General features: G+C 36.8%; 5 protein-coding genes. 3 read left to right on the top strand and 2 right to left on the bottom strand.

Features of this window, described 5'->3' with window-relative positions; translation table 11 throughout:
• Window positions 1-7: 7 nt before the first annotated feature.
• Window positions 8-2,551 (bottom strand): ATP-dependent Clp protease ATP-binding subunit, encoded by a 2,544-nt coding sequence (locus AsAng_RS21015; RefSeq protein WP_264789058.1) that lies wholly within the window; start codon window positions 2,549-2,551, stop codon window positions 8-10.
• Window positions 2,552-3,116: 565 nt separating this feature from the next.
• Between AsAng_RS21015 and AsAng_RS21010 the strand changes: the two genes are divergently transcribed.
• Both AsAng_RS21010 and AsAng_RS21005 read left to right on the top strand, forming a co-directional pair.
• A complete protein-coding gene (locus AsAng_RS21010) occupies window positions 3,117-3,515 on the top strand; it encodes an STAS domain-containing protein (RefSeq protein ID WP_264789057.1) in 399 nt (132 codons plus the stop codon).
• Between the two features lie 249 nt (window positions 3,516-3,764).
• Window positions 3,765-4,673 (top strand): ribonuclease Z, encoded by a 909-nt coding sequence (locus tag AsAng_RS21005; RefSeq protein WP_264789056.1) that lies wholly within the window; start codon window positions 3,765-3,767, stop codon window positions 4,671-4,673.
• Here AsAng_RS21005 and AsAng_RS21000 read toward each other — a convergent pair.
• Window positions 4,670-5,143, bottom strand: coding sequence for a DUF6565 domain-containing protein (locus AsAng_RS21000; RefSeq protein WP_264789055.1), 474 nt, complete (start codon window positions 5,141-5,143; stop codon window positions 4,670-4,672). The two genes, AsAng_RS21005 and AsAng_RS21000, sit on opposite strands and share 4 nt — an antisense overlap.
• Window positions 5,144-5,694: 551 nt before the next feature.
• On the opposite strand from AsAng_RS21000, the gene AsAng_RS20995 reads away from it, so the two are divergent.
• Window positions 5,695-15,630, top strand: coding sequence for a gliding motility-associated C-terminal domain-containing protein (locus AsAng_RS20995; RefSeq protein WP_264789054.1), 9,936 nt, complete (start codon window positions 5,695-5,697; stop codon window positions 15,628-15,630).
• Window positions 15,631-15,656 lie beyond the last annotated feature (26 nt).

Below are 15,656 nucleotides of genomic sequence, written 5' to 3'. Positions count from 1 at the left end.
TCAAAGACTATTTCTTAGTAGCCTTCTTTTTCTTTTTTACAGTGATAATCATTTTGTCGTCCTCACCCAAGGTTGCAACCAAAACCGCACCTTCTTCTAAGGTTTGCTGATTGTTAAGGATGAATTCAGCCAATGGATCTTCCAAATATTTTTGAATGGCTCTATTGAGTGGTCTTGCTCCAAATTGAGGATCATAACCTTTTTCTGCCAAGAAAGTTTTTGCTTTCTCATCCAATTCTAGGTTATAACCTAGTTCTTGGATACGACCAAATAAATCCTTTAAAGTAATATCAATAATACGGAAAATATCATCTTGATCCAAGCTATTGAAGACAATAACATCATCAATTCTATTTAAGAATTCAGGAGAAAAAGTACGTTTTAATGCTCCTTGGATAACACTTTTGGCATTGGTATCGGTGTCTTCCTTACGAGCTTGAGTAGCAAAACCAACTCCTTGCCCAAAATCTTTGAGGCGACGAGCACCTACATTAGAAGTCATAATAATCAACGTGTTCTTAAAGTCTACTTTTCTACCCAAACCATCTGTTAGTTGTCCATCATCCAAGACTTGCAATAAGATATTAAAGATGTCAGGATGTGCTTTTTCAATTTCATCCAGCAAAATAACAGAGTAAGGTTTACGACGGACTTTTTCTGTTAGTTGTCCACCTTCTTCGTAACCTACATAGCCAGGAGGCGCACCAATCAAACGACTTACTGCGAATTTCTCCATGTATTCACTCATGTCAATACGAATTAGAGAATCTTCAGAAGTAAATAGTTGACGAGCCAATACTTTTGCCAATTCTGTCTTTCCAACACCAGTAGGTCCCAAGAAAATAAATGTGCCAATTGGTTTGTTTGGATCTTTTAGACCAACACGATTACGTTGAATGGCTTTGGTTACCTTCAAAATGGCTTCATCTTGACCAATAACTTCTCCTTGAAGATCCGTTGTCATGCTCAAGAGTTTGTGGCTTTCATTTTCAGCAACACTACTAACAGGAATACCCGTCATCATAGAAACTACTTCAGCAATATCAGCTTCACCGACAGGATAACGTTTGGTTTTAGCTTCTTCATCCCATTGTTTTTTTGCTTGTTCCAATTGGCGAATTAGCTTAGACTCCTTATCTCTATAATTGGCTGCTTTTTCGTACTCTTGGTCACGAACAGCTTGATTTTTATGCTCTTTAGTTTGTTCAATTTCATCTTCTAATTGAACAATGTGCTTAGGAACATGAATATTTTTGAGGTGAACACGAGCCCCAACCTCATCCATTACATCAATTGCTTTGTCTGGCAAAAAGCGATCAGAGATATAACGATCACTCAATTTTACACAGGCCTCTATGGCATCATCAGAATATAAGACATGATGAAACTCTTCATATTTCTCCTTAATATTACGCAAGATATGTACAGCCTCTTCAGGAGTTGGAGGATCAATCACTACTTTTTGGAAACGACGATCTAGCGCACCATCTTTCTCAATGTATTGACGATATTCATCAAGTGTAGAAGCACCGATACATTGAAGTTCGCCACGAGCCAAAGCAGGTTTAAAGATGTTGGAGGCATCCAAGGATCCTGTTGCACCACCAGCACCAACAATGGTGTGAATTTCATCAATAAACAAAATGACATCACGAGATTTTTCCAACTCTGTCATAATTGCTTTCATACGCTCTTCAAACTGTCCACGATATTTAGTACCTGCCACCAAGGCTGCCAAATCCAACATAACAATGCGTTTGTTGAATAAGGTACGAGAAACTTTACGCTGGTAAATACGTAGCGCAAGACCCTCAACCACAGCTGTTTTACCAACACCAGGTTCCCCAATAAGAATTGGGTTGTTTTTCTTGCGTCGAGAAAGAATCTGAGAAACTCGCTCAATTTCTACTTCTCGACCAATAATTGGATCTAATTTATCTTCTTCTGCTAATTTTGAAATATCTCTGCCAAAATTATCTAATACTGGTGTATGAGATTTTCCTTTGCCACGACTTCTCGATTGAGAGCCACTATCACCTCCTCTTGCATCGTCTTCGTCCTCAAATTCATCGGGCAAGTCAGCAGTGATGTCAGGATTGATTTCTGTTCCTACAAACTCTAATTCTGTTTTGAATACCTCATAAGAAACATCAAATTGGGACAAAACACGAGCAGCCAAATTGTCCTTATGCTTAAGAACAGATAACAAGATGTGTTCTGTGCCTATGATTTCACTTTTGAGTAATTTGGCCTCCAAGAAAGTTACTTTTAATACTTTTTCGGCTTGTTTAGTTAATGGTAAGTTTCCTATATTATAAGAAGTAGGAAGAGTATTTGTATTTTGATTAATAGAATCTTCAACAGCTTTGCTTAAATGATGAGAATCAATATTAAGAGATTCTAAGACACGTACAGCTAGGCTAGTTGGCTCTTTTAGGACTCCTAATAAAAGATGCTCTGTACCTATGTAATCATGACCAAACTTAAGAGCTTCTTCTCGACTGTGTGAGATGATCTCTTTTACTTTGGGAGAAAATCTGTTGTTAGGCATATTTTTAGTTTATGGATTGCTAGACTTACAATCGCCTAGTAAATAGTTTTAGATTTATGGATATAATTTTTTAACAAGAACAATAATTACCCCTAAAAAGTTCTAGTTTGTTCCTTGCTAAGAAAGGTAGATAATATTTTCAAAAAAGGAAAATTTTTGATTTTTTTTTGTCTTCCTTTTGTTATTATTATTATTTATCTATATAGAATTGTTTTGCCAAATTTTCCTTTTTAGAATGGAAGAACTTCTACTTTTAATTCTTGACGAAAATAGTGCCAAGCTAATTTTGTATTTTTTGTAGAAAATTGATTACTTTAGCCAATAACTTATTTTTTTAATCATAAAGGGAAGAACTAACTTATTTTGTGTGTAAGTTTATTTTGTTGACTTTCAGTTTGTTTTGTGTTTTGTCAAACTTCAAGTGCTAACTGGATATTTAATGAGCTAACTACTTTTTGAGGAATGCAAAAAGGTATAAAATAAGATAAAAAAAGGGAATGCTTCTCTAATTGATAGAAAATAAAAATTTCATTACATTAATTTTGATCATGAAATACCAAACTTTATGAAATATTCTGTTGATAAGAAAGAAGATTATGCGGTTTTGACTCTTGGAGAAGAAAATTTGAACTCTCTAAAGGCTCCTGACTTGAAGGCAGAACTTATTGTGTTACATAATGCTGGAATCAAAAATTTAATTATGGACTTGTCTAATACTAAATTTGTTGATTCATCTGGATTAAGTGCCATATTGACAGGAAATCGTCTTTGGGCAGAATCAAAAAATGCTTTTGTGCTGACAGGTTTGGTGCATCCTAGCGTAAAAATGCTGATTACAATCTCTAGATTGGATAGTGTATTAACCATTAAAGAAACCTTGAGTGATGCAATCAAATATGTTATGATGGCAACCTTCAAGAATGAATTAGGGGGAGAGTCTGAAGCAACTGACGAGGACGAGTAAGTCTAATCATATACTAGTAAATAACATAGAGCATCCCGAATTTTTATAAAGACCTGCATTTATACCATCGCCTATACCAACAACTATTCTGTATTTGTGATTGTATTTAATGTCCTCATCTGGAACCTTAAAACGTTGTTTTGAGCCTTTAATATGAGGAATGATTGTTAGAGCAATTGTTTAAGGACTTTTTGAATTCGGGATGCTTTTTTTAGCATCGCTCTTAGATAAATCAACCAAAAACATAAAATGGCTTTTGAACTCACAATACTTGGTTCTAACTCTGCCGTGCCTGCTTATGGACGGCACCTGTCCGCTCAGGTTGTAACCCTAGGAAGTGAGTCGTTTTTGATTGATTGTGGGGAAGGTACCCAAATGCAGATGATGAAATATCAGATCAAGATGCATAAAATCAATCGAATTTTTATCAGTCATTTGCATGGCGATCACATCTTTGGGCTTATAGGTTTATTGATGACTTATGGGCTAAATGGTCGAGAGAAACCACTGCATATCTATAGTCCCAAGGGCTTACAACCCATTCTTAATATTCAGTTGCAACGACCCTTAACTTATCCGTTGCATTTTCACACCACTGATCCTGAAAAATTTGCATTACTTTTTGAAAATGAAACCGCTGAGGTTTATTCCATCCCATTGGTTCATGGAGTGCCTTGTCATGGTTTTTTGTTTGCAGAAAAGCAGGCAGCAGCAAATATGCGCAAGGATAAAATTAAAGAATATAAGATTCCCTATCAGCAAATTCCTGCAATAAAAGCAGGAGCAGATTATGTAACAGAAACAGGTTTAGTTATTCCTCATTCCGAATTGACCCTGCCTGCTGCTGCTCCCTGTAAATTTGCTTACTGTTCAGATACGATGTATTCCGAAGCAATTGTTCCTTTGATAGAAGGAGTTGACCTGCTCTATCATGAGGCTACCTTTATGCATGATTTATTACACCAAGCTCAAAGTAGAATGCATTCCACTGCTTATCAAGCGGCATCCATTGCTAAACAAGCAAATGTAAAACGTTTGATTATTGGACATTTCTCTTCTAGATATCAAGATTTAACCCCCTTAAAAAAAGAAGCACAAACTGTTTTTAAAGCCACTTCTTTAGCAATAGAAGGGGAGAAAATCAAAGTTAAAAACTAATTGCCATATCGTTTTTCTAAATCACCCATGATTTTGTGAATTTCTTCAGGGTTGTTGACAATTTCTTTTGCCATATTGAGTAAGACGGTGTAATCGATTTCAAGTAAAATCTTTTTGATAGCGGCATCCGTTTGTGCCAATTTTAGAACCGCAGTTAGCCCATATTTAGCATAAAAATAAAAACCTACACAGGTGGCAACTCCTAGTTGGTCATTGGTGTTTAGGTCGGCTTCAAATTGTGGATAACACTCATTTGTCAATTTATTAAATTGCTCATCGTATTTTTCCCATTGATCCGCTGGAATTGTTCCATTTTTTTGTTCCGCTCGGATTTCTTCTACAAAAGCATAAAAGTTATTTATAAATGTGTCTTTATCTCCGCCACAACTGATAAAGTTGGAACAGCTGGCAACCATTAATAAATAACAACTAACGAATAGGTAAGTGCAAATTGATGTAATAGAACGCATAAGAATAGTTAAGTGAAATATTTTTTAAAGAATAAACGGTACACGACGTTGCCCTAAAAAGCGATAGAGCTATAAGCATTGTCTACAATGGTTGAAATACTACTGCAATTAGTACATTTTCAGATGCTTTTTAGTAAGAACGCAGTGCAGTACGTTTTGGTACTAAAATTAAAATAATATTTGTTTGAATCTAAGGTTTGTAGTTTTTTTAGGCGATTGTGCGCATAAAAAATTAGTTTTTTAACAATAAATAGGTTACCTCTATCAATCTATTTCCATCAAAGGGATAACAGTATGAATATACTATTTTTTATAAAACCTTTGGACAGGAAACAACGGGGCATATACTCATCAGATTAAACCTAAAAAAGGTTAAGAAAAAAAATTGTTAAGCTTTATTCTCAGTATTTTATTAGATGATTTGATGCTTCTTATTTTATAAAAAAAAACAAGGCAAAAAACTAAATGCCAAAACACCAGTTCAAATTAGAAGAATCTGCTAATTTGTTTTATTTTTGTTCCTTAGCATGCATAGAAAATTATAGAGATATATGAAAAAGAAATTTACGTTATCGCATTGTTGTAAATTCTTTGCGATTGTTCTAATGATATTAGGTTATCATAGCCTTGAAGCTCAGACTACTAATAGTCAAAGGACAACGTCAAAGTGTTACTCGGGACCTACTTTGAGCTTTTCTAATACTTCAGGAACTTTACTGCCTGCTGTAAACTTTCCCGTTGGGACAGGAGCAGGGCAGATACCAGCCAATCATAGGGTGGTTGATGTAATTGTAGAGATTGTTTGGTCTAAAACAGACGATGGTTCTTGTACTTCTATTACTGGAGGTTTGGCAGATTTAAGCCATGTAGGGTTTCAAATTGCTGGACCTGTTGGAGGAGCACGTTATTTGGCGGCTTCTGCGGCAACGGCTGCTTTTCCGACTGTACCAACAACCAATACTTTTACAGGAACCTTTCCAGGAGGTACACCTGGTATCGTTCAAGATACCATTGTATTCCGAGATGGTTATTCTTCTACCTTGCCTGTTTCTCCAACGGGGTTGGACACGATAGCCCCCAATAATGATTCTCTAAATTTCTATTGCAACATGGCACCTCATGGCAACTGGTCGGTAGGTGCTATAGACGATCTTCCTGGGGCTGGATCTCCAAGTTTGTGTATTCAGTCTTATTGTATTACGCTAATAACATGCGATCCAACGAGCTTGTCGGCTACTTGTGAAGCTTTTCCTACTGTAACATTAGATGCAGCAGGAGTGCATGTATTTGAATTTGCAGATTTAGATAGTTTGAGCGATGTTTCTTGTATAACAAAGAGCATCACTTTTGCACCTGCAACAGCCACTTGTGCAAATTTGGCGGCACCACTTCCTGTAACGATGACAATTCGTGACCATCTAAATAATGTCTCATCTTGTATGAGTACAGTTACAGTAGTTGATAATACACCTCCTGTAATTCCATATTGTTCTCAACCATTTGGGACAATTTATGGCAATCATTATTTGAATACAGCGGGTGTAGATACGTTCTTTGCAAATACTATGTTTATGACGGACAATTGTGGTCCAATCACAAAACAAGTACGAAATATCACACCTGGTAGTCCTTGGCAATCTTACATTGAGTTTGATTGTGTAACGGGATTCCAACAATTTTTTGTAAAAGGAGAAGATGGCAATGGAAATGCAGATTCTTGTAGAGTTATTGTACAAGTCTTTGATACCATCGCCCCAACTGCTGTTTGTGGGCAAGATACTGCCTATGTAGGAAATGGTCCTTTTACGATGCCTGCTATCAATTTGGACAATGGAAGTTTTGATGTTTGTCCACCGATTGCTGGACGATGGGTTGATGTACATACTGGTCCTGATCCTGTTTATACCTGTGCAGATATAGGATCGGATACTGTTATGTTGATTGTTTCAGATAATTCTGGCAATTTGGATACCTGCCACAATGCAGTAGTTATTGTTTTAGATACTACAGCACCTACTGCAATTTGTCAAAACGTTACCGTGTACCTTAATGCGACAGGAACAGGAACGTTATTAGCTTCAGAAGTAGACAACAACTCTGTAGATATTTGTTCTGTAGATAGCCTTGATATTAATGGAGTAGCAAGTGTTTCTTATAATTGTTCTCATATAGGAACAACACAAAATGTTACACTACATGTATTTGATGCAAGTGGAAATGTAGATTCTTGTGTATCTACAGTGACCGTATTAGATACCTTTCCTCCAACAGCTATTTGTAGAAACTTTACAATTTATGTTGATGGAACAGGGGCTGCAACGCTACAAGCAGATAGTCTAAACAATAATAGTGTGGATGTTTGTACGGGAAACAACCTAAATTTCTTAATTAATGGTAGCTCCACAGCTAATTTTGACTGTACAAATACCCTTAGTAATCCTAATACAGTAACCTTAACGGTGCAAGATAGTTATGGGAATGGAAGTACTTGTGCAGCTAATGTAACAGTACTAGATACAATTGATCCTGTTGCAAATTGTGCTTCTCCTACTGTTTATTTGAATAATGCAGGTTTGGCTACAGTAACTTCTACACAATTAAGTATGGGAAGCTCGGACAACTGTAGTGTTGTTGATAGCTTTGTTAATGTGGTAGGAATTTCATCTGCGAACTTTACTTGTTCAGCTATCTTTACCCCTCAACCAACAACGCTCATTATACAAGATGCTGCGGGGAATACAGGAAGCTGTAATACAACAGTAACAGTAGTAGATACTGTTAATCCTACAGCACTTTGTGAAGCTAGTTATACAACAACACTTAATGCACTTGGTTTGGCTACTGTAACACCATCTAATATTGATTCTGCTAGTACCGATAACTGTGGATTAGTAGAATATTTGATTAATGGATCTAGTGTTCAAACGTACACCTGTGCGGATGTAGGTTCTTTAGGGGCTGTATTGACAGTAAGAGATTCTTCAGGGAATATCGCTACTTGTCCAACGACGATTAATGTAGTTGATAATAGCCCTCCAACAGCTTCTTGCCAAATCACAAATGTTTATTTAGGAGCTTCTGGTACGGTAGCAATTACACCTAATACCGTCTTGGCTTTTCCTGCTACCAATGATAATTGTGGAACCATTACGACTACCTTCCAAGGAGGTGGTTCTAATATTATATACAATTGTGATAGTATTGGACCTCGTACGGTAAATGTTGTTGTTACAGATGCTTCATCAAATACATCAACTTGTCAAACAACCGTAACCGTTTTAGATACGATTTCACCAACAGCTAGCTGTCGTCCTGTGCCATATCCAGTACAACTAGATGCTTCAGGAAATGGTTTTGTTGTTCCTTTGAACGTCAATAATGGTAGTTCTGATATTTGTGGAGTGGATACGATGCTAGTCAATGGAGTTGATTCATTCTTTTATACTTGTGCAAGTCTTGGTAATACAGCTGTTACTTTATCTGTATTAGATCAATCTGGAAATCAAAGTACTTGTATTGCAAATGTTGTTGTTGAAGATAATCTTGATCCTACAGCACTTTGCCACGATACAACACTTTATTTAAATGCGGCAGGTGTGGTTACTGTATTCCCTGCTGATATAGATGCAGGAAGTTCTGATAATTGTACCTTTACTCGTCGAATTAATAACTTACCATCTGTTACTTATAATTGTAATCAAGTAGGAGTAAACACTGCACAATTGCTTATTATAGATGGTGCTGGTAATTTGGCACAATGTTCTGCTAATATAACAGTACTGGATACCATAACACCAGTTGCCAACTGTATAGGACCTAATGTACGTACTGTTTATTTAGATAATACTTGTTTTGCCTCGGTTCCAGCGTCTACATTTGATAATGGTAGTACCGATAACTGTAGTGGCTCATTAACATTTAGAGTAGGAGGTTTACCAAATGCTACCTTTACTTCTGCAAATTTAGCCACCAACCCTAATCCACTTGTTTTAACCGTTTGTGATGGCTCTAACAATTGTTCTACTTGTAATACAACGGTTATTGTAAGAGATAGTACCCCTCCTTCTATGGTTTGTCGTCCTGATACGGTACAATTAGATGGTACAGGAAACGCTATTGTTGTTCCTAATAATATTAATGGAGGAAGTTCTGATAACTGTAATGTACCAACGTATACTATTAATGGAGGACCATTTGTAAATATGACTTGTGCTGACTTAGGATCGAATAATGTGACCTTAGTTGGTATGGATCAAAGTGGTAACTCAGATTCTTGTACAACAACAGTATTTGTAGAAGATGTAACAGCTCCTAATGCTTCTTGTAATGGAATGGTGACCTTGATCTTAGATGCTTTTACTAGCACAGGGACATTATTGACGACGGATGTAGATAACGGAAGTACGGATAACTGTAATATTGTTAATTATACACTTTCTAGATCTGTTTTCTCTTGTGGAGATATTCCTAACAATACACATACTGTAACAATGGTTGTAACAGACCAGAGTGGGAATAGAGATTCATGTACTACTTTAGTTACAGTTGCCGATACGGTTGCTCCTGTAGCAAATTGTATTACAACACCATTAGATTTATACTTAGTAGGATCAACGGTTTCAACGACAGCCGCAGCAATTAATAACGGAAGTACGGATAATTGTGCCATTGACAATATAAGTTTAAGCCAATCGACATTTAACTGTACAAATATTGGTACCAATGTAGTTACATTGACAGTAACGGATTCAAGTAATAATTCAGGATTTTGTAATGCTATTGTAAATGTTTCTGATACCTTAAGTCCAACGCCATTCTGTTCTAATCCAACAGTAACATTGGATGCGAATGGAAATGTAAGAGTAGCTGCAACGGATTTAGCTCCTGGTAGTTTTGATAATTGTTCTATAGATACTATGTTGGTCAATGGGCAAGATTCAATTACACTTACTTGTGCTAATTTAGGAACTCCTGTTATTGCAACCGTGTTTATGAGAGATCCAAGTGGTAATACCGCAAATTGTTCTTCAACAATTACAGTAGTTGATAATGTAAACCCAACTGCAAATTGTATAGGAACCGTTGTCCAATTGGTTTTGGATACCGCAGGAATTGCTGTATTGTCTCCTGTAGATATAAATGCAGGAAGCACAGATAATTGTACGATTACAAGTATGGTGCTTTCACAAGATACATTCAATTGTTCTAATATTGGAAATAACCCTAACAACGTAACCTTAACAGTAACAGATCAGAGTAATAATTCAGATAACTGTATAGCACAGGTAAATATTACAGATACCATTCGACCAGTAATGGCTTGTCAGCCAGTAACTGTTAATATCCATTTGAGTGCTGGGGGAGTTGCTCCTGTTTCTGCTTCTATGTTTGATGCAGGAACGGCAGATGCTTGTGGAATTGCTAACTTAAGTTTTACAGGTGCTCCTAACTTAGTAACTTGTGCGCATGTTGGTACACACCCTATTACCTTAATTGCTACCGATGCGAATGGAAATATGGATTCTTGTATTACAACATTGACCGTACTAGATACCGTTTCGCCAACAATTACTTGTAATAATATTACAGTTGATTTAAATGGTTTTGGAAATGCCACTATAGATTCTTCTAATACTAGTTTATATACCGTTGTAGATGCTTGTGGAGTAAGTACATTAACGTTAAATGGTAGTAATGTTGTTAATTATACTTGTGCAGATGTTGGGTTAGATACGGTTGTTTTAACAGCTACCGATGTTAGTGGCAATACGGCTTCTTGTAATGCTGTTATTACCGTTAGAGATGTTACCCCTCCTTCTGTAACTTGTGCGATTACCACCCAATATTTGGATACCAATGGCGTTTTGGCAGTAGATCCTACTTGGATTACAGCCAATATTATTGAGGCTTGTGGAGTGGATACAGCTTATACAAGTCCTGATACATTGACTTGTGCGAATGTTGGACCATTCAATACTGTAACATTGACGGTTGTAGATATAAACGGAAACTCAAGTAGTTGTAATGGTAATATAGAAGTAGTAGATACCGTTCCTCCTACAATGGTATGTAGAGATACAACCGTTTGTGTTAGTGGTGGTTTTGTAAATGTTATAGCGGCTGATGTTGATGGAGGTACCACAGATGCTTGTGGTTTATCAGCAATACAGACGATTAATGGAACCAATAACATTATTTATACTTGTGCTGATTTGGGCGTTCAGACTGTAACGTTACTAAGACAAGATATAAATGGAAATTCTGCTACTTGTACTGCAAATGTGACGGTACGGGATTGTACGGCTCCTACAGCTGTTTGTAAAACCAATTACGTTGCACAAGTAGGGGCGAATGGTTTTGCGACAGTGCATGCTATTGATTTGGATTTTGGAAGTACAGATGACTGTAATATAGATTCAACGACCTTTAGAATTGATGGACAGGATAGTTTGACGTATAGCTGTAATTTTATAGGAACCCCAATGACGGTTATGTTTACCGTTTCGGATTTTTCTGGTAACACCGATACTTGTATTTCTACGATCACAATACAAGATACTGTTAGTCCTATTGCTCGTTGTGGTAGTTCTATCAATGCAGTTCTTTCTGCTTCAACTGGACAATTTGTTGTTCCTGCTTTCAATTTAAACAGTACCATAAATACCAGTACAGATAACTGTGGAATCGCTACCTTTTTAATTAATGGGCAAGCACAAGCTACCTATGATTGTTCTATGTTAGGAGCAAATACTGCTGTATTGAGAGTTGTAGATCAAAGTGGAAATTTTGATACTTGTCATGCTACTGTAAATGTACAGGACATTACACCTCCAACGGCAACTTGTCAATTTACAACAAACCTAACATTAGATTCTACGGGATCCGTTTCATTGTTAGCAAACAATTTGATCGTTTCCTCTTCAGATAACTGTGGTATTAGTTCAATACAGGGCAACGGTCAAGATACTTTGATATTTACTTGTGACAGTATTGGCAACAACCAAATATCAGTTGTCGTAACCGATTCTTCAGGAAATACATTTACTTGTAATGCTATTGTTAATGTGACCGATAATATTAATCCTACGGCAATTTGTCCTACCAACCCTGTTCCTGCTTATTTGAATGATAATAGTATTGTTTGGGTAACAGCAGCAGCTATAGATAGTGCTAGTTTTGACAATTGCCAAATTATAGATTATCAGATAAACGGTACCGATTCTGTTTTGTACAATTGTGGTCAGATCGGTTCTTACCCATCAGCAACCTTAACGGTAATTGACTCATCCAATAATAGCAGTACTTGTATCGTTGACATCGACGTATTGGATACAATTCCTCCTGTTGCTCAATGTAGTAGTATAACGGTTACTTTAAGCCCAGCTGGAATAGCCTATGTTGGAGCATCAGATATCGATAGTTTGAGTTCAGATAACTGTGGCATTCGTGAATACTTAATCAATAATCAATTACAAGATACCTTTGATTGTTCAAATGTAGGAATCACCAATACGGTTGTATTAACGGTAATTGACCAATATAACAATGCTAGTTTCTGTGCGACAAATGTTACCGTTGAAGACCGAACACCACCAAGTATTCAATGTCCATTAGCTGCTGTAGATTTTTATTTAGGAGCAAATGGGGTAGTCAATGTAGATCCAAGGGATGTTGCTACCGCTAATGATGTTTGTTCTATTTTGTATTGGTATATCAATGGTGCTCCAGATTCTACTTTTGATTGCTCTCATGTAGGAATTGCCCAATTGGTTACCATTAGAGTAGAAGATCCAAGTGGTAATTTTGCACAATGTAATGCGATTCTTAATATCCGTGATACGATTCCTCCAACTGCATTTTGTCAAAACTTAACAGTTGCTTTGGATTCAGCAGGAAGTGTTACCGTAACAGGAGCTGATATTGGAGCCTTTAATACAGATAACTGTGCAATAGTTGATACACTCATCAATGGTCAAAATAGTATTGTATATACTTGTGATAGTATTCCTGCGTCTGGTGATTCTATTGTCGCAGTACTAACCGTAACGGATGCTGCTGGTAATCAAAATACTTGTCAGTCAACAATTACCTTGCTAGATAATATTGCGCCTACAGTCAACTGTCATGATACGGTTGTTGCACAACTAGACCCATTTGGGATTGCAATTGTACCAGCTATCCATCTGGTGGATAATATTTCGGATAACTGTACGGTGGATTCTTTCTTAATTAATGGACTAGCTAGCGATACTTTTGATTGTTCTGATGTAGGAGCTAATAATACGGTTGTATTAACGGTGTTAGATGCTAGTAATAATCAAAGCAACTGTACTAGTGTTATGCAAGTGGTCGATAATGAACCACCAACTGTAATTTGCCGAGATATAGATGTTTATCTAAATAGCAATGGAAATGCTAGTATTATAGCAGATAGTGTAGATGGAGGAAGCTCTGATAACTGTACCTATATTGCTAGTAGAACATTTAGTGGAGGAGCGACTTCTATGTCATTTAATTGTTCCGATACAGGAAGTATCAATGTCACGCTTATTGTCACCGACATTTACAATAATACAGATTCTTGTACGGCGGTAGTGACAGTAAAAGATACGACTAAACCAACCGTTACTTGTAATAATGTGATTGTCGATTTGAGACAGAATGGTTCTGTTGTGTTGACTATTGATACTGGACTTTATAGTGTAGGAACTGTTTTTGATCATTGTGGAATCGATACGGCATGGGTAACGCCAGATACAATTACCTGTACGGATAGAGGAGATATTGTCTTTACATTGACCGCAAGAGATCATAGCGGAAACATAGGAACTTGTCAAGATACAGCTAGTGTATTTTTGGAGTATCCAAGTATTTTAATTCCATCGCAAGATACAACACTTTGTGAAGGCGATACGTTACCATTAAGTGCATTTGTAGACCCTAATGGTATTAATTATGATTATGCTTGGAGTAAGGGCTCTGGAATACAAATAACACAGGATCCAACGGTTAAGGACACGATGATAGCAAATGTAGGAATTGCAGATGAAGGGTATTATATTTTCACCATTATACCTCCTTCTGGTGGTTGTCCAGCTTCTGATTCTATTTATTTAGATATTAATGAAGTACAGCCTCCTGTCTTGATTGGAACAGCACCATGTGACGGGGATACGGCGATTATCCATTTGTCAAATAGCTCAACTTATGTAGGTAGTACAATTACTTACGATTGGTATTTTAATGGAAATTTAATTGCCAATAATACAGATTCATTGATTATACCAAATATGTCTGCGGCAGATAGTGGGAGTTATTCAATGGCAATACAAGTTGAGCAGGGAGCCTCTATTTGTTCTGATAGTTCAACTGCTGGCTTTAATTTTGATGTACTAGATTTACCAATAGCGCCAATTCCTACCGCCAATATTCCTTGTGAAGGACAAAGCTTGACTTTGTTTAATAATTCAGCGGGGTATACTTATAATTGGAATGGTCCAGCAGGATTTAGTACGACAACAGCAGATCCAGTTCGTTTAAATGCGACGCAAGCATTTGCAGGGCTTTATTCCTTGACGATTACGGATGCGAATAACTGTTCAAATGATGGAACCGTAAATGTAACGATTAGTCCAACTCCTGCACAACCAAGTCTATTCTATACGCAGCCATTGTGTGTAGGTGATTTGTTAGAACTACAAGACACTTCTATTTATACTTCACCTCCTGTGTTGTATTATTGGGAGACTCCAACAGGAACGATTGATACGACTACTATTGGGCAATTGGTCTTGTCCAATGCAAGTGTAGGGGAGTATATGTTGACGGTTTCTATGAATGGTTGTCTTTCTGTGGTAGGGGATACGGCAAATGTTGTTTATAAAACTATTCCAACAGGAGGAGATGACTTCTTTACCATTGAGTTTAGAGATTCATTAACTAGTGCAACAGCAGGTGGTAATAAGATTATCAATAATGATAATCCAAATCCAGATGGTCATTTACTAACAATTGTTGATAGCACAGATGGAGGAACGATTCGTTTAGATGAAGTAAATGGAACAATCAACTATTATCCTCGTTCAGGTTTCTTTGGGGTGGATACCTTGCATTATTCTTTGTGTGATGCTCAATGTCCTAATAGTTGTGATACAATAGAAGTACTGATTGAGGTAACAACAGATTTTGAGTGCTTTGTTCCACAAGGTATTTCTCCTAATGGTGATGGAGTAAACGATGAAATGATTGTTCGTTGTAGAAACAACTACCCTAATGCTTTAATGCAAATATTCTCTCGTTGGGGAACATTAGTTTACGAAGGAGCGCCATCAGGATGGAATGGGCAGTTTAATGGAAAAGATTTACCAGATGGTACTTATTTCTATATTCTTAAATTAAACGATACAACGCATACTGGAACTGGAACCAATAAGAGTGAAGGTAGAGTTGGAGATCAATACTCAGGTTATATAATGCTTCAACGTTAGAAGCTTATAAATCGATAAAATACAAA

Source organism: Aureispira anguillae, assembly GCF_026000115.1.
Lineage (GTDB): Bacteria > Bacteroidota > Bacteroidia > Chitinophagales > Saprospiraceae > Aureispira > Aureispira anguillae.
Note: the sequence above shows the minus strand (reverse complement) of the source record. Positions and strands in the feature narration are given on the sequence as shown.